The 15629-nt window shown below is 60.9% G+C and carries 15 protein-coding genes; 11 read left to right on the top strand and 4 right to left on the bottom strand.

Going from position 1 to position 15629, the window contains the following annotated elements; all coding sequences use genetic code 11:
* Nucleotides 1-154: 154 nt before the first annotated feature.
* From AC1Q8Q_RS00635 to AC1Q8Q_RS00620, 4 genes are all read left to right on the top strand, one after another.
* Nucleotides 155-850 carry a PA1041 family peptidoglycan-binding anchor lipoprotein gene (locus tag AC1Q8Q_RS00635; protein ID WP_020798101.1) on the top strand — a complete coding sequence of 232 codons (696 nt, stop codon included), beginning with the start codon at nucleotides 155-157 and terminating at the stop codon, nucleotides 848-850.
* 90 nt (nucleotides 851-940) lie between these two features.
* Complete coding sequence (locus tag AC1Q8Q_RS00630; protein WP_168757351.1) at nucleotides 941-1657, top strand: PA1041 family peptidoglycan-binding anchor lipoprotein; 717 nt, start codon at nucleotides 941-943, stop codon at nucleotides 1655-1657.
* 147 nt (nucleotides 1658-1804) lie between these two features.
* Nucleotides 1805-2083 carry a DUF1145 domain-containing protein gene (locus AC1Q8Q_RS00625; RefSeq protein ID WP_020798103.1) on the top strand — a complete coding sequence of 93 codons (279 nt, stop codon included), beginning with the start codon at nucleotides 1805-1807 and terminating at the stop codon, nucleotides 2081-2083.
* A complete protein-coding gene (locus AC1Q8Q_RS00620) occupies nucleotides 2076-2834 on the top strand; it encodes a collagen-like triple helix repeat-containing protein (protein WP_020798104.1) in 759 nt (252 codons plus the stop codon). Before AC1Q8Q_RS00625 ends, AC1Q8Q_RS00620 begins: the two co-directional genes overlap by 8 nt.
* 46 nt (nucleotides 2835-2880) lie before the next feature.
* On the opposite strand, the gene AC1Q8Q_RS00615 is transcribed toward AC1Q8Q_RS00620, so the two are convergent.
* A complete protein-coding gene (locus tag AC1Q8Q_RS00615; RefSeq protein ID WP_033043209.1) occupies nucleotides 2881-3345 on the bottom strand; it encodes a CopD family protein in 465 nt (154 codons plus the stop codon).
* A 99-nt stretch (nucleotides 3346-3444) separates the two neighbouring features.
* Here AC1Q8Q_RS00615 and dinG point away from each other — a divergent pair, with 99 nt between their 5' ends.
* From dinG to pdxH, 5 genes are all read left to right on the top strand, one after another.
* Nucleotides 3445-5589, top strand: coding sequence for an ATP-dependent DNA helicase DinG (gene dinG, locus AC1Q8Q_RS00610; RefSeq protein WP_008056816.1), 2145 nt, complete (start codon nucleotides 3445-3447; stop codon nucleotides 5587-5589).
* Nucleotides 5590-5684: 95 nt separating this feature from the next.
* Nucleotides 5685-8195, top strand: coding sequence for a beta-galactosidase (locus AC1Q8Q_RS00605; RefSeq protein ID WP_492614736.1), 2511 nt, complete (start codon nucleotides 5685-5687; stop codon nucleotides 8193-8195).
* 170 nt (nucleotides 8196-8365) lie between these two features.
* The gene (locus AC1Q8Q_RS00600) at nucleotides 8366-9511 is read left to right on the top strand and encodes a serine hydrolase domain-containing protein (RefSeq protein ID WP_020798109.1); all 1146 of its coding nucleotides are present in this window, start codon (nucleotides 8366-8368) and stop codon (nucleotides 9509-9511) included.
* 113 nt (nucleotides 9512-9624) lie between these two features.
* Entirely contained in the window at nucleotides 9625-10725 is a 1101-nt protein-coding gene (locus AC1Q8Q_RS00595; protein ID WP_033043205.1) for an OmpA family protein, read from the top strand.
* 24 nt (nucleotides 10726-10749) lie between these two features.
* A complete protein-coding gene (gene pdxH / locus AC1Q8Q_RS00590) occupies nucleotides 10750-11397 on the top strand; it encodes a pyridoxamine 5'-phosphate oxidase (protein ID WP_020798111.1) in 648 nt (215 codons plus the stop codon).
* 5 nt (nucleotides 11398-11402) lie between these two features.
* On the opposite strand, the gene AC1Q8Q_RS00585 is transcribed toward pdxH, so the two are convergent.
* Nucleotides 11403-11639, bottom strand: coding sequence for a hypothetical protein (locus AC1Q8Q_RS00585; protein WP_033043204.1), 237 nt, complete (start codon nucleotides 11637-11639; stop codon nucleotides 11403-11405).
* Nucleotides 11640-11805: 166 nt separating this feature from the next.
* On the opposite strand from AC1Q8Q_RS00585, the gene AC1Q8Q_RS00580 reads away from it, so the two are divergent.
* A complete protein-coding gene (locus tag AC1Q8Q_RS00580) occupies nucleotides 11806-12270 on the top strand; it encodes an outer membrane lipoprotein (protein ID WP_020798113.1) in 465 nt (154 codons plus the stop codon).
* Nucleotides 12271-12346: 76 nt separating this feature from the next.
* On the opposite strand, the gene AC1Q8Q_RS00575 is transcribed toward AC1Q8Q_RS00580, so the two are convergent.
* Both AC1Q8Q_RS00575 and nhaA read right to left on the bottom strand, forming a co-directional pair.
* Nucleotides 12347-13042: a hypothetical protein gene (locus AC1Q8Q_RS00575; protein ID WP_225441878.1), complete on the bottom strand. Its 696-nt coding sequence runs from the start codon at nucleotides 13040-13042 to the stop codon at nucleotides 12347-12349.
* A 28-nt stretch (nucleotides 13043-13070) separates the two neighbouring features.
* The gene (gene nhaA / locus AC1Q8Q_RS00570) at nucleotides 13071-14264 is read right to left on the bottom strand and encodes a Na+/H+ antiporter NhaA (protein ID WP_020798116.1); all 1194 of its coding nucleotides are present in this window, start codon (nucleotides 14262-14264) and stop codon (nucleotides 13071-13073) included.
* 249 nt (nucleotides 14265-14513) lie between these two features.
* On the opposite strand from nhaA, the gene AC1Q8Q_RS00565 reads away from it, so the two are divergent.
* Nucleotides 14514-15608, top strand: coding sequence for a PLP-dependent cysteine synthase family protein (locus tag AC1Q8Q_RS00565; protein WP_020798117.1), 1095 nt, complete (start codon nucleotides 14514-14516; stop codon nucleotides 15606-15608).
* Nucleotides 15609-15629: the final 21 nt, after the last annotated feature.

The raw sequence follows: 15629 nt of genomic DNA, 5'->3' as shown, positions 1-15629 counted from the left end.
CCCGCTTGTTCGATCCTAGAGCGGCTTTGCGTGAAAAGTCACGATCCCCTGTGAACACGAGATAAAACTGCCATGGCCTATTGCTGGCGGAGATTAAAACTCCGGTCTTTACTCCCTGAATCGGTTCTAAGCCGATCCTTCAGGAGAAAACTAGATGAGCATAGTTCGGACAGCATTACCCCTGGTTCTGCTAACCAGTGTGTTGACTGGTTGCGCAGGTTTGCAGAAAACCGACTGGCCGACCTGTGCCGCGGTCGGTGGTGTCGTAGGTGCGGGTCTCGGCGCGACCGAGAGTTCATCATGGGCCGGTTATGGCGCGTTGGTAGTCGGTGCTACGGCGGCAGCCTATTGCTGGGTTCACGGTGATGGTGACGAAGATGGCGATGGTGTGCTCGATAGCCGCGACAAGTGCCCGGGCACGCCACGGGGCGTGAAGGTCGATGCCGATGGTTGCCCACCACCAGCGCCTGCTCCAGTGGTTGAAGAGGTCGTGGTCGTCAAGGAAGAAACCATCGTCATCCGCGATGTCAACTTCCAGTTCGACTCGGCCAAGCTGACAGCCGCCGATAAAGAGAAGCTCAACACCATCGCCACTCGCCTGAAACAGGAAGCAGCCAGCGCCCAACTGACCGTGACCGGTCACACCGACAGCGTGGGCAGCGATGCCTACAACCAGAAACTGTCGGACCGCCGCGCGCATTCGGTGGTGGAATACCTGATCGAAAGTGGTGTGCCTCGCAGTAGCTTCGTATCGGTCTCCGGGGCCGGGGAAAGCCAGCCGGTTGCCGACAACAAAACTGCTGACGGTCGCGCGATGAACCGTCGCACGGAAATCAAAATCAACCGCTAGAGCCCTCGCATCCACGGCTTGTGCAGTCGTGGATGCGGGTCTTTACTCCTGTGTAACCGGCATCGGCCGGTGGCACAGGAGCTTTCAAAAATGAGCAATTTCACAAGGACCGTCTTGCCGGTTCTGCTGCTTGGCAGCCTGTTGACCGGTTGCGCTACTCACAGCGATGGCACCGCCCCCCTCAATCAACGTACCTGGCCGATCTGCAGCCTCATCGGCGGACTCGTCGGTGGAGGTCTGGGCGCTATCCAAAGTAGCGGTTGGGCGGCCGGTGGAGCGGCGCTCGGGATCTTGAGCGGTGGTTTGATCTGTTATGCCCAGGATGGCGACGAAGACGATGATGGCGTATTCGACCGTCGCGATCGCTGCCCCGACACGCCCGCCAATACCCCTGTGGAACATCATGGCTGCCCGCTGCCGCAATACCCGGCCAGCGTGAAGGCTGAACCTATGCAAGCCGAAGTCATTACCCTGAGCGATGCCGACGATGTGCTGTTTGCCTTCAATAGCGCTGACTTGACCCCCAGCATGCAAAGCAAGCTGGATTCGGTGATGGGTAAACTGCAGGACCCCAGCGTCGCGAGCATCAAGGTGGTCGGGCATACCGACAGCGTTGGGTCGGATGAATACAACCAGGAACTGTCGCAAAAACGTGCCAGCAGCGTCGCCGAGTATCTGCTCAGCCAGCACGTTGCGCCCAATAAAGTCACCAGCGAAGGCAAGGGCGAGAGCGAGCCCGTTGCCGATAATGATACCGAAGAAGGACGCGCGCAAAACCGCCGCGTGGAGTTGCACCTCAATCGCTGAACCGCGCAATAGAGCCGTCGGGCGATGATTTACGTCGTTCCGTCGGCCATTTGCCATCTTCGTCCGGAATTTTCGCTTGCCCTCTGGCTTATCCCGCGTGGTAGCCGTTACTGTGCGAGCAAATAATAATTCTGATCGGGGGTGCGTATGAACGTGATATGGGGGCTGGGGAAGCTGTTGACCCTGGTGTTCTGGCTGGTGGTGCTGCTCAATCTGCTCACGCCGTTCATCTATCCGCTGCACCCGTTGGTCAACCTGGCCGGCTGCCTGCTGGCGGGGCTTCATCTGCTGGAGGCGCTGTTCTGCTACCGCAGCCTCAGGGGCCGCGCCCACCCTTGGCTCGATCGCTTGAAAGTGCTCTTTTTCGGCGTTTTCCACCTGCAAACCATCCCGGCTCCCATCCCGTCTAAGGCTTCCCATGCGTAAATTCTGTCTGCTCGCCGCCCTCATCAGCCCATTGGCTTGCGCCCAGGTGGTGAGTGTCGAAACCAACTCGCTGATGCGCCTGCCCAACACTGCCAGCACCTTGCAACTGGAACGCCTGGAAGTGGCCGACTACGGCACCTTGCTGATTCCCTCGAACGTGACCGAAGTCAGCGTCGGTGAACTGCGCCTGGGCCGTGACGCGCGGATTACCATTGTCCCTGGTGAGCAGGCGCTGGAGTTGAAGGTCAACCGAGCCGAGCTGTCCGAGGGCAGCCAGATCACCGCGCGCGGCGCACCGGGGACTTACCAGAAGGCTGCCCGCTCCGGGCGCAACCTGAACTTGCAGATCAAGGCACTGACGGCACCGCAACTGCTGGTGGATGGTCGCGGTGGCGCGGGCGCACCAGGATTCGTCGGCCTCGACGGGGCCAACGGCCAGGCACCAGGTTGCGCCTGGGGCCAGGCGGGTCGCGGTGCCGACGGCAGCGATGGCAGCAATGGCCAGGCCGGTGCGCCTGGCGCGGCGGTCAGGCTGGCGGTGCCTCGCGATTACCCCGCAGACAAGATCAAGGTTCAAGTGGCCGGCGGTGCCGGTGGCGTGGCCGGGCCAGGTGGTAAGCCGGGGGCGGGCGGTAAAGCCAAGGGTTGCCTGGTCTACAAGGCCGATGGCGGCAAGAGTGGCAAGCCTGGCCTGGACGGGCAACCGGGAGAGGAGGGGGCTGCAGGTTCGGTGACGGTGCAGCGGTTGTAACCCCCATCCCCCAGACCGATCGTTCCCACGCAGAGCGTGGGACCGATCACAACGTCGGCCGAACCGCCGCAATCGCCACCAACACCAGACCTACAATCAGATTGATCCCCACCAACCGGCGAATCCTCCCCAGCACCGCAGCTCCCGCCGGCCAATCCTGGGTTGTCACCGCGGCGCGCAACTCCGGCAACATCAACGCCTGGATCCGTATGAACAGCGCGGTCATCACCACATACAACCCCATCATCACCTGCACGTAACGCGGCGCGGCTTCAAATCCTGTGTATTGCAGATGAATCATGCCCACGCCGCTGATCGGCAACAACAGTACCGCGACCCAGACCCAGCGGAAAAAACCCTGAAACACTTCTAGCCACAGCTTCAACCGGGCAGGGCCCTCCAACGCCTTCAAGGCCGCGGGGCGCAAGACCATCCAGGCGAAAAACATGCCGCCGACCCAGACCAGGGCCGCCAGTACATGCAGGCTATATATGAGGCTAAAAGGTGTCATCGGGTTACTCCGTTCTGCGCGGGATTCATTAGCGGGGTATGATAGCGGCCGAACCGAACTACTGAAAATTTATCCAGCGTTTTTTGCGCCCGACAATTCATGATCAGCACTGAACTCAAAACCACGATCCAGGGCGCCTATTCGCGTTTTCTCGAAGCGAAGAGCCTCAAGCCGCGTTACGGCCAACGCCTGATGATCGCCGAAATCGCCAAGGTCCTCGGTGACATCGACACCGACGACGAAGGCCGGCGCAGTGGCGACCCCGCGATTGTCGCGGTGGAAGCCGGCACCGGTACCGGCAAGACCGTGGCCTACAGCCTGGCGGCCATCCCCACGGCCAAGGCGGCCGGAAAGCGCCTGGTGATTGCCACGGCCACCGTCGCCTTGCAAGAGCAGATCGTCTACAAGGATCTGCCCGACCTGATGCGCAACAGCGGGTTGAATTTCAGTTTTGCGCTGGCCAAGGGGCGTGGGCGCTACATGTGCCTGTCCAAGCTCGACATGTTGCTCCAGGAAGGTCACGCACAAACCGCCACTGCCCAGTTGTTCGAGGAAGAAGGTTTCAAGATCGAGGTCGATGAGGCCAGTCAGAAGCTGTTTACCAGCATGATCGAGAAACTCGCCGGCAATAAGTGGGACGGTGACCGCGACAGCTGGTCCACTGCCCTGGAGGACGCCGACTGGGCGCGCCTGACCACCGATCACAGCCAGTGCACCAACCGCCATTGCCCGAACTTCGGCCAGTGCGCCTTCTACAAGGCCCGCGAAGGCATGGGCAAGGTCGATGTGATTGTCACCAACCACGACATGGTCCTGGCAGACCTGGCACTCGGTGGCGGTGCCGTGCTGCCCGATCCACGCGACACCATCTATGTGTTCGACGAAGGCCATCACCTGCCGGACAAGGCCATCGGTCATTTCGCCCACTACACGCGCCTGCGCTCCACCGCCGATTGGCTGGAAACCACCGCCAAGAACCTCACCAAGCTGCTGGCCCAGCATCCCTTGCCGGGTGACCTGGGCAAACTGATCGAGCAAGTGCCAGAGCTGGCGCGGGAGATCAAGACGCAGCAGCAGTTCATGTTCACCGCCTGCGAACAGGCTGCCGATTTCAAGCCCGGCGAAGACGTCGAAGGCCGCGAACGCCCGCGTCACCGTTTCGTCGGCGGGGTGATTCCCGAGCACATGCGCGAAATGGGCATCGAACTGAAGAAAGGCTTTGCGCGCCTGACTGATTTGTTCACCCGCCTCACTGAATTGCTCAAGGAAGGCATGGACGGCGAGGTCAATATCGGCATCGCCAGTAACCAGGCCGAGGAGTGGTATCCGCTGTTCGGCAGCCTGTTGTCCCGTTCTTCGGGCAACTGGGAGTTGTGGGTCGCGTTCACCGCTGAAGACCCCGAAGACAACCCGCCCATGGCGCGCTGGCTGACCTTGTCGGAAAGCGGCTCGCTGTTCGATATCGAGGTCAACGCCAGTCCCATCCTGGCGGCGGAAATGCTCCGGCGCAACCTGTGGAACGTGGCCTATGGTGCGCTCGTAACCTCCGCGACCTTGACTGCCCTGGGCACCTTCGACCGCTTTCGCATGCGCGCCGGCCTGCCGAAAAAGGCCGTGACCGCCGTGGTGCCGAGCCCGTTCCATCACGCCGACGCCGGCGTGTTGCGGGTGCCGAACCTGAACGCCGATCCGCGGGATGCAGCGGCCCATACCGCGGCGATCATCCGCGATCTGCCGGAACTGGTCGAAGGCTCAAGGGGCACGCTGGTACTGTTTTCCTCGCGCAAGCAGATGCAGGACGTGTTCGATGGCCTGGATCGCGACTGGCGCAAGCAAGTGTTCATTCAAGGCAACCTGTCGAAGCAGGAAACCCTGAACAAGCACAAGGCGCGGGTCGATGGCGGGGATTCGAGCGTGTTGTTCGGCCTGGCGAGTTTCGCCGAAGGGGTCGACTTGCCGGGCGCGTACTGCGAGCACGTGGTGATCGCGAAGATTCCATTCTCGGTACCGGATGACCCGGTGGAAGCGGCATTGGCCGAATGGATCGAGGCCCGTGGTGGCAATCCATTCATGGAAATCTCGGTTCCCGATGCCTCGCTGAAACTGGTCCAGGCCTGCGGCCGCCTGCTGCGCACCGAAGAGGACCGCGGCACCATCACCTTGCTCGATCGGCGCCTGGTCACCCAGCGCTATGGCAAGGCGATCCTCAATGCGTTACCTCCCTTCCGACGTGAAATTTCCTGATAAACCGGTGGGCAGTTTTGCCCACCGCGCTGTCTATCTCTCTACCATCGCTTTTCCATTGGCCCATCCGGGTCGCTAGGGAGAATATCGTTCTCATGATTCGCCGTTATGTGCGTCGCTCGCTACCTGCCGTTCTTGCCCTGTTCGCAACGCCCTTGTTGGCCGCACCCGCAGGCCAACAGACGCTGTTCAACTTTGTGCGCCCCGCCGATGTAGTCCAGGTGGCGACCCAGGACGCCAGCCTGCCGCAATCCAACGCCGAACAAACCGCCGAGGGTGAAGTGCTGCGTCGGGTGACGTTCAACCCGGTAGCCCGGCCGACCCTGCGCCTGTCTCCGCAGAGTGGGGCATGGGACTGGTCGCAGTCGGGCGTGATGAGCTTGCGGATCCAGAGCGCGATGAACTGGGCCGTGACCCTCTACGTGACCATCCAGAGCAACGACGGCAAGACTTTGGTCAGTCGCGTCGATCTTCCAGCCGGCCCAGCGCAGACCCTGCTGGTGCCATTGCAGCCGACTTCGCCGCTCAGCCAAGGCATGAAGGCGGGGCCACCGATGCCGATGACGGTCGACGGCCAGCGCGTCCTGCTGGCCAGCAGTGCCGGTGAACTGGACCGTAGCCAGGTAGTGTCGGTCAGCCTGTCCATGGATCAGCCGAAAGTTGCCCAAAGCATCCTGCTGGAGCGTTTTGGGGTGCAGGACGGCGAAGGGGTGACCCAAACGGTCTATGGCGCGTTGGTGGACACTTATGGCCAATCGACCCGGGCCAAATGGCCAGAAAAAATCAGCAGCGACGAACAACTGAAAAGCGTCGCCGCCAAGGAGCAACAGCAGCTGAAAACCTGGCTGGCTGAGCGCGAAAAGTCTTCCCTGGACAAGTTCGGCGGGTGGACCAACGGGCCGACGTTCAAGGCCAGCGGCTTTTTTCGCACAGAAAAACGCGACGGCCGCTGGTACCTGGTGACGCCACAAGGTCACCCGTTCTACTCGCTGGGGGTCAATGCCGTTACGGCGGACGTCAACCAGACCTACGTCGCCGGTCGTGAATGGATGTTCGAATCCCTGCCCAAGGCTGACGAGCCGCTGGCCAGTCACTACGGTGAAGGTGATAACCGCGGTGGTAATGGTGTGGATCAGGGCCGCGGCTTCAATTTTGGCCAGTGGTACGACTTCTACGGCGCCAATCTGCAGCGTCTGTATGGCGACCCCTGTGCATTGGGTAGCAATAACAAAGCCGGAGTCGCTGAGGCGGCCAAGGCTGACGCGGTAGAGGCAACGGCCGAGAAGGCTGCCGAGCCCACCGTCGCGCCATCAACCGCCGAATCCGGTGTCGCCGAAGCCGCCAAGGCCGGCGCCGTCGATGCGACGGTGGCGAAAGCCGCGGAGCCGACACCTGTCGAGCCGTGCAAGGCGACGTTTGATGAACGACGCTGGACCGCTCACACCCTCGATCGCCTGCAAGCCTGGGGCTTCAACACCCTCGGCAACTGGAGCGCCTCGAGCCTGGGTGACGCGGAACGCGTTCCCTACACCTTGCCGCTGTCGATCGTCGGCGATTACGCCAGCATCAGCACCGGCAGCGACTGGTGGGGCGGGATGCCCGACCCGTTCGACCCGCGTTTCGCCATGGCGACCGAGCGCGCCGTGGCCATTGCCGCCCGCGATCACCGTGACGATCCATGGCTGATCGGTTACTTCGCCGATAACGAACTGGCCTGGGCCGGTCCCGGCGACGACCCGAAAGCCCGTTACGCGCTGGCGTACGCCACCTTGAAAATGACCACCGACGTGCCGGCCAAGCGCGCGTTCCTCAAGCAGTTGCGCGACAAATACCGCAACCAGGCGGGCTTGTCGAAAGCCTGGGGTATCGATCTGCCGGCCTGGGAACTGATGGAAGACCCAGGCTTCGTACCGCCGTTGCCAAGCGCCGAGCACCCGGAAATCGAGGCTGACTTCAAATATTTCCAGAAGGTTTTCGCCGACTCCTACTTCAAGACCATTTCCGATTCCCTCAAGTGGCACGCGCCCAACCAGTTGCTGCTCGGTGGCCGGTTCGCCATCAGCACCCCGGAAGCCGTGGAGTCCTGTGCGCAGTATTGCGACGTCCTGAGCTTCAACATGTACACCTTGCAACCGCAGGATGGTTACGACTTCGCTCAACTGCGCAGCCTCGACAAGCCGGTGTTGATCACCGAATTCAACTTTGGCTCAACCGATCGCGGCCCGTTCTGGGGCGGCGTGACGCAATTGGCGAAGGAAGAAGACCGTGGCCCGGCCTACGCGAATTTCCTGAAACAGGCGCTGAACGAACCGTCGATTGTGGGGTTGCACTGGTTTCAATACCTTGACCAACCCGTGACCGGGCGCCTGCTGGATGGCGAAAATGGTCACTTTGGCTTGGTAGGCGTTACCGATCTGCCATTCCAGGGCTTTGTCGACAGTGTGCGCAAGAGCAACCTGTCGGCGCTTGATCAGTTGGGCAAAGAGGCCCGGAAGGCTGCAGCTGAGGTCGACAAAGCCAGCCACGACGCCGAGGGCGGGCGCAAGGCCGAAGCCGGGAAAGGCCCGGGGAAGGGCGCTGGTGGGCATTCCGGCAAAGGTCATTGAGTCCGATCCCTGTGGGAGCGAGCCTGCTCGCGAAGGCGCCTGAACAGACACTCCAAATGTCCAGTCATTTTTGCGAGTGATTGACCGCCCAGCCCGCACCTGTTCCCAAAACCCTCAAGGGCTGGAACAATGCGGGCCACTTTTACAGAACGTTCTTCGGGGAGTCGCGGGTGCAGATTCAGGGTCATTACGAGCTTAAGTTCGAGGCAGTGCGCGAAGCGTTCGCGGCGTTGTTCGACGATCCTCAGGAACGTGGCGCCGCGTTGTGCATCCAGATCGGCGGCGAAACCGTCGTCGACCTGTGGTCCGGCACCGCCGACAAGGACGGGGCCGAAGCCTGGCACAGCGACACTATTGCCAACCTGTTCTCCTGCACCAAGACCTTCACCGCCGTCACCGCCCTGCAGCTGGTGGCTGAAGGCAAGCTGCAACTGGATGCCCCGGTGGCTCGCTACTGGCCGGAATTCGCCGCCGCAGGCAAAGAATCGGTCACCTTGCGCCAGCTGCTTTGCCATCAGGCCGGGCTGCCGGCGTTGCGCGAGCTGCTTGCTCCCGAAGCGCTGTACGACTGGCCAACCATGGTCGAGGCGCTGGCCGCCGAAACGCCCTGGTGGACGCCAGGCGAAGGTCACGGTTATGCGGCCATCACTTATGGCTGGCTGGTCGGAGAACTGTTGCGCCGTGCGGATGGTCGTGGTCCCGGTGAGTCCATCGTGGCGCGGGTTGCCAAGCCTTTGGGCCTGGATTTTCACGTCGGTCTGGCCGATGAAGAGTTCTATCGCGTGGCGCACATTGCCCGCGGCAAGGGCAATGTCGGCGATGCGGCGGCCCAGCGCCTGCTGCAAGTGACCATGCGTGAGCCAGCGGCCATGACCACCCGCGCTTTCACCAATCCGCCGTCGGTTCTGACCAGTACCAACAAGCCGGAGTGGCGACGCATGCAGCAGCCGGCGGCCAATGGCCACGGCAATGCCCGTAGCCTGGCCGGGTTTTACACCGGGTTGCTCGATGGCAGCCTGCTCGAAGGCGAGTTGCTCGATGAACTGACCCGCGAGCACAGCCTCGGCGAGGACAAGACCTTATTGACTCGAACGCGCTTTGGCCTGGGCTGCATGCTCGATCAACCGGATGTGCCCAATGCCACCTTCGGACTGGGCGCGAGAGCGTTCGGGCATCCGGGTGCTGGCGGCTCCGTTGGTTTCGCTGACCCCGAGCATGATGTGGCGTTCGGTTTTGTGACAAATACCCTGGGGCCGTACGTCTTGATGGATCCGCGCGCGCAAAAGCTTGTGCGGGTACTGGCCACTTGTCTGTAAATCACGCTCAACGGTTCCGGAGCTGGAACCCGATGGCCTTTTCAGTTTCCAACCGTCTGTTTATGCGGGCCGATCCGGCCTGATTTTAACTACTTCATTTTTGTGGATATCCAATGTCAACCAAACCCACCCTCGCCTTGGCACTGTGCTTCGCTATTACAGGTTGCGCACAGACTCCTAAAAGTGATGTAGACGGCGGCAGCTGGTGGCCGTTCGGGTCTTCCGACAAAGTCGCGGCCAAGGAGCCAGCGCCAGCCCCGGCAGCGCTGAAACCCGTTGCCGCACCGGTTGCCAAGGCTGAAGGTTCCAGCCCTTGGTACTGGCCGTTCGGTTCCGAGGAAGCGCTCGATAAAAAACCAGAAGTAAAACCTGCAGCCAAGCCGGTCGAAGTGGCCAAGGCCAAGGCTGAGGCTGATGCAGATGGCAAGTGGTGGTGGCCGTTTGGTGGCAAAGAGCAGAGCACAGCCAAAGCCGTGCCGATGCCCGATCCGAAAGTCACCCAGGCTTGGCTGGACGACTACGAACCGCGTCTGCGCACAGCGATCAAGGACAGCAACCTGCAACTCGAACGCCGTGAAAACGTATTGGTGGTGACCGCGCCCGTAGAGGGCTCGTTCAACCCGGACCGCCCGGCCATGCTCTTGCCGGTGACGCTCGGCCCGTTCACTCGCGTTGCGAAAATCCTTGAAGCTGACCCGAAGACCGCCGTGCTGGTACTCGGCCACAGCGATACCTCGGGCGCAGCGCCCGCCAATGTGAAGCTGAGTCAGGAGCGTGCGCAGTCCGTGGCGGCGATCTTCCGCCTCAGTGGTCTGCAGCGTGATCGCCTGATGCTGCGTGGCATGGGCGGCGAAGCTCCGCGTGCCGCCAACGACAGCGTTGAGGGCCGCGCCTTGAACCGTCGAGTGGAGCTGTTGGTAACGCCGCAAAACACCATGGTCGCGTTGCTGAGCAAGTACAATATGCCGGCCCCGGCGCCTGTGCGCGTGGTTGCAACCCAGGACATCAAGCCGGTGGCCAAGCCTGTGACTCCAGCACCAAGCGAAGCGAAGAAAGCGGCTGCACCGGTGGCGAAAAAAGCGCCGGCCAAGAAAGCCGCCAAGGCTCCAGCCAAGAAGGCACCGGCTAAAACCGCAACGCCAGCGAAAAAGACCGCACCGGCCAAAGCCGCTGCCGACGCGACCAAAGTCGCCGCCGATACCACAAAGAAGTGATTCGTTAACCATAAGGATTGCGCCATGACCAAGGCCCTGGCTGATATGCGCCGCGACTACACCCGTGATGGCCTGACTGAGGCACAAGCCCCGGCCGAGCCGTTTGCGCTGTTCCACCAATGGTTTGCCGATGCGGTGAAAACCGAGCAGGCACCGGTGGAGGCTAATGCCATGACCTTGGCCACTGTCGACCAGGACGGGCGGCCGCATTGCCGGATTCTGCTGCTCAAGGGACTGGATGCGCAGGGCTTCACCTTTTTCACCAACTACGACAGCGCCAAAGGCCAGCAGCTGGAGGCGAATCCATTCGCGGCCATGACGTTTTTCTGGCCGACGCTGGAGCGTCAGGTACGGATTGAAGGTCGGGTGGTGAAGGTCACGCCCGAGGAGTCCGATGCGTATTATCAGGTGCGCCCGCTGGGCAGCCGCCTCGGTGCCTGGGCTTCGCCGCAGAGCCGGGTGATAGCCGATCGTAGCGAACTGGAGTCGCTGCTCAAGGATACCGAGCAGCGTTTCAGCGATACCCAGCCACATTGCCCTGAACATTGGGGTGGGTATCGTTTGCTGCCAGAGCGCATCGAGTTCTGGCAGGGTCGTCCAAGCCGTCTGCACGACCGGCTCAACTATCGTCTGCAGGGCGCCAACTGGATTCTTGAACGTCTGGCGCCTTAAGCAGTCTACCGCTCGGAATAGCTTGCCGCTGCGGCCTCGAGCCACCGCGGCAGGTCTCGACGCTTGATTTTCTGCGCATGAGCGCTTGCCAACTGTTCGAGCATGAAGGCTTTTTTCTGCTCGTCCTTGCCAGCCAGCGCTAATGCCAGGTCACGGTCCATCCAGCGTCTGATGCGCACATATAGCCACCCATGGAAGTACAGTCCAGCGACGGTTGTGACGACAATGATAAAGTAATCCATATAGATCCCTGGTCAGTGGCGCAGTTTTGCAAATAGCCACAACTGTGTGGTGAGCTCGTCAAGGGGCCTGTACAGAGCCTGAATCGAAGCAATTTTCTCCAGGCAAGGCCGTGACAGGCGTTCAGCTGCGGAGTTTAATGGTTACTTGTCCTTTGGAGTTGATGCTATGCGTAAGTCTGTTCTGCTGGTTGCTTCCTTTTCCACCATGGCGATGTTGCTCACTGGCTGCCAATCGAGCTTGACCGGTGACTCCTATTCCCGTGACGAAGCGCGTCGCGTGCAGACGATTCGCATGGGCACCATCGAAGCCCTGCGGCCGGTGAAAATCGAAGGTACCAAGACCCCGATCGGCGGCGCTGCGGGTGCAGTGGTCGGCGGAGTTGGCGGCAGTGCCATCGGCGGCGGCCGAGGCAGTATCGTCGCAGCGGTCATCGGCGCAGTGGCCGGCGGGCTGCTGGGCTCGGCTACCGAAGAAGGCCTGACCCGCACCCAGGGCGTGGAGATCACCGTGCGTGAAGACGACGGCAGCATGCGTGCCTACGTGCAGCAGGTTCAGGAAAACGAAGTGTTCCGCGTCGGCGAGCGCGTGCGTATTGCCACGGTTGATGGCACCAGTCGCGTTTCTCACTAAGCGGTAATACGGGTAAGAGAAAACCCCGACCAGGGTGACTGGTCGGGTTTTTTTTGCGCCGGTTTCCGGCATCGGGCTAAAAATCGTTCTTTAGGGCTGTTTCAATGACTTGCTCGGGTATTAATTCTCGAGCGTCGTCCCCATCACCAAAATATTCGCCGGGCCAGATAAAAAGATCGGAAATACGAGCATCTGGAATATTGAGGGCCAACATTTGCAGCCAAAAGCAGGTGGCGTGTTCCGGGATATCCGCATCCATGACTCTTCGAGCCATTTCGATCATTTCAGGTTGGGAGATATCCTTCAGGCGGCGCTCATAAGGCCCCATCAGGATCTGGCGAACCCAAGTGTCATGATCCTGGGCTTCGTCAATACCTGGAAAATCGAGAGAGGTCAGATCCGTCATAGCCTCTCGATTGAATTGAGCCAGCTGATCCCTGGTCTGATCCTGATTTGCGCCATCAATTTGCGCAGCAAGGTTTGCAAGGCGAGCAACCTTGGTTTCGCAAAGGTGCGGGGGCATCAGTTCCTGACGTAGCGCCATAACCCTCTCCAAAATTGCTGAATTTGACCATGTCTGCATAAAGCAAAAGGCACGGTCACAAATCGCAACGTTAACGAGAAAGGCTTGGGGATTTATGCAGGCAGCTTCCGTAAAGCTCGTAGGAAGAATCCGAAGTTCTGTACGGTTTTTTGTAGGAGCGAGCTTGCTCGCGAAAAACCTGAAAACACCGTTGGGTTTCAGATTTCCCGCATCATCGTTGACGTCCATCGGAACGCCGCCTGGAGCCAGCTTGGTCCTACAGGTGCGCCGTTTGCAGTGCAGGCTTGCGACTCGCCGCAGCCGTGACGGCATAGCCAATCAAGGCCGCCAGAATCGAACCGGTGAGAATCCCCATCCGATCCATCCCCGCGTAGTCACTCACGCCTGGCTCAAAGGCCAGCGAACCGACAAACAGGCTCATGGTGAAGCCTATGCCGCAAAGAATCGCGACACCCAGCACCTGGCCCCAATTGGCACCCTGGGGCAGGGCGGCGATGCCGGTTTTCACCGCCAGCCAGGTCAGGCCGTAGACGCCGATTGCCTTGCCCAGAAGCAGGCCAATCGCGATGCCCATTGGCACGTTATGGGTGAAGCTCTCGGCGGTAACGCCACTCAGCGACAGGCCGGCGTTGGCGAAGGCGAACAACGGCAGGATGCCGTAGGCCACCCAAGGGTGCAGCGCGTGTTCCAGTGTCAGCAGGGGCGACGGTTCGGCGTTTTTCGTGCGCAACGGTATGCAGAAGGCCAGGGTCACGCCCGCCAGCGTGGCATGCACACCGCTCTTGAGTACGCAGACCCAGAGGATCAGGCCGATGATCATGTACGGTCCGAGCTTTACCACGCCGAGCCGGTTCATTCCGATCAGCGCCGCGATGCAGGCTGCAGCCAGTGCCAGGGACAGGGTCGACAGCTCGCCGGAGTAAAAAATCGCGATGATGATGATGGCGCCGAGGTCGTCGATGATCGCCAGGGTCATCAGGAACAACTTCAGCGAGACCGGAACGCGTTTGCCCAGCAACGCCAGTACACCCAGCGCGAAAGCGATGTCGGTGGCTGTCGGGATCGCCCAGCCGTTCAGGGCCGGCGGGTTGTCGCGGTTGAGGAACCAGTAGATCAACGCTGGCACGACCATGCCGCCAATGGCGGCTGCGCCGGGCAGGACGATCTGCGACGGCTTGGACAGTTGCCCGTCGAGGACCTCGCGCTTGACCTCCAGCCCGATCAAAAGGAAGAACATCGCCATCAGCCCGTCATTGATCCATAGGAGCAGGGGCTTGGCGATTTTCAGCGCGCCGATCTGGGCGACAACGGGGGTTTCCAGGAGGCCGTTGTACAGCCACGACAGCGGGGAGTTATTGATGATCAGCGCGAGGATAGCCGCGGCGATCAATAACAGACCGCTGGCAGCTTCCAGCTGAAAGAAACGCGTGAACGTGCTACGCAGAGGCACAGTCGCTCTCCATCGATTAGTCAAAAGGTGGCACACCCTAACCCGTACCGTTAGTTGTTAAAACAAAAGTTATATTCTTTTTTGTTATATGTCGTAACAGCACGATTCTGCGGCAAGGTCTTGAGCCTAGCAGTTGCCGGATGCATTGGAACCCAGCTGTATCTGTGCTGGATGTAGGATTTTTCCTAAGCTTGAAGGCTCAGGCTTGTGAAAAGGCCGCCAATTGCCCGATCCATCGAGATAACTACCATGAGCGACATCCGACAGTGGTCCCGCGAAGCCATCCGGATCATCGAAGCCGATTTCCAGCGCAGCGCCGACACTCATCTGATCCCCTTGTCGCTGCCAGGCTTTGCCGGCATCGAGTTGTACTTCAAGGATGAGTCGAGCCATCCCACCGGCAGCCTGAAACACCGTCTGGCGCGTTCGCTGTTCCTGTACGCGCTGTGCAATGGCTGGCTCAAGCCCGGAGCGCCAGTCATCGAGGCGTCCAGCGGTTCGACGGCAATTTCCGAAGCGTACTTCGCGCGTTTGCTGGGGGTGCCGTTCATTGCGGTCGTGCCGGCCAGCACCTCGAAGGAGAAGATTGCGCAAATCGCTTTCTATGGCGGGCAAACGCATCTGGTCACGGACCCTACACAGATCTACGCCGAATCCGAACGCCTGGCGCGCGAACACGATGGCCACTTCATCGACCAGTTCACCTACGCCGAGCGCGCGACCGACTGGCGGGCGAACAACAACATCGCCGAATCGATCTTCCAGCAGATGCGCTTCGAAAAGCACCCGGAGCCGAGCTGGCTGGTGTCCAGCCCCGGTACCGGGGGCACGACGGCGACCCTGGGACGTTACGTACGCTATCGCCAGCACGCCACCCGCGTGTTGTGTGCCGATGCCGAACGCTCGGTGTTTTTCGATTACTACCAGAGCGGTGATGCCAGCCTGCGCCTGGCTCACGGTTCGCGGGTCGAGGGCATTGGACGACCCCGGGTGGAGGCGTCATTCCTGCCCAAGGTCATCGATGCGATGGTCAAGGTGCCGGACGCGTTGTCGTTGGCAGCCATGCATTACCTGGCGAAACGTCTGGGGCGTCATGTCGGCGGATCGAGCGGGACCAACCTGATCGGCGCCTTGATGGCCGCGCAGCAGATGGCTGCAGCGGGGGAGGAGGGGTCGATCGTGGCGATTCTGTGCGACAGCGGCGAGCGCTATGCCACGACGTATTACGATCAGGCCTGGCTTCAGGCCGAGGGGTTTGAACTGGGTGGGTTGATCGATGCGGTGGCGGCGACGGTCGAGCGCGGCGAGGCGCTACCGGCTACGGTGTTGCGCGCCAATATCTGAATTCGTCATGCGCAGAAATCA

It is taken from the genome of Pseudomonas sp. GW823-FHT06B06, assembly GCF_058795195.1.
Note: the sequence above shows the minus strand (reverse complement) of the source record. Positions and strands in the feature narration are given on the sequence as shown.

Coding starts and splice junctions, on each gene's coding strand:
- AC1Q8Q_RS00635 (WP_020798101.1), top strand. CDS start 155: ATGAGCATAGTTCGGACAGCATTACCCCTGGTTCTGCTAACCAGTGTG.
- AC1Q8Q_RS00630 (WP_168757351.1), top strand. CDS start 941: ATGAGCAATTTCACAAGGACCGTCTTGCCGGTTCTGCTGCTTGGCAGC.
- AC1Q8Q_RS00625 (WP_020798103.1), top strand. CDS start 1,805: ATGAACGTGATATGGGGGCTGGGGAAGCTGTTGACCCTGGTGTTCTGG.
- AC1Q8Q_RS00620 (WP_020798104.1), top strand. CDS start 2,076: ATGCGTAAATTCTGTCTGCTCGCCGCCCTCATCAGCCCATTGGCTTGC.
- AC1Q8Q_RS00615 (WP_033043209.1), bottom strand. CDS start 3,345: ATGACACCTTTTAGCCTCATATATAGCCTGCATGTACTGGCGGCCCTG.
- dinG (WP_008056816.1), top strand. CDS start 3,445: ATGATCAGCACTGAACTCAAAACCACGATCCAGGGCGCCTATTCGCGT.
- AC1Q8Q_RS00605 (WP_492614736.1), top strand. CDS start 5,685: ATGATTCGCCGTTATGTGCGTCGCTCGCTACCTGCCGTTCTTGCCCTG.
- AC1Q8Q_RS00595 (WP_033043205.1), top strand. CDS start 9,625: ATGTCAACCAAACCCACCCTCGCCTTGGCACTGTGCTTCGCTATTACA.
- pdxH (WP_020798111.1), top strand. CDS start 10,750: ATGACCAAGGCCCTGGCTGATATGCGCCGCGACTACACCCGTGATGGC.
- AC1Q8Q_RS00585 (WP_033043204.1), bottom strand. CDS start 11,639: ATGGATTACTTTATCATTGTCGTCACAACCGTCGCTGGACTGTACTTC.
- AC1Q8Q_RS00580 (WP_020798113.1), top strand. CDS start 11,806: ATGCGTAAGTCTGTTCTGCTGGTTGCTTCCTTTTCCACCATGGCGATG.
- AC1Q8Q_RS00575 (WP_225441878.1), bottom strand. CDS start 13,042: ATGGACGTCAACGATGATGCGGGAAATCTGAAACCCAACGGTGTTTTC.
- AC1Q8Q_RS00565 (WP_020798117.1), top strand. CDS start 14,514: ATGAGCGACATCCGACAGTGGTCCCGCGAAGCCATCCGGATCATCGAA.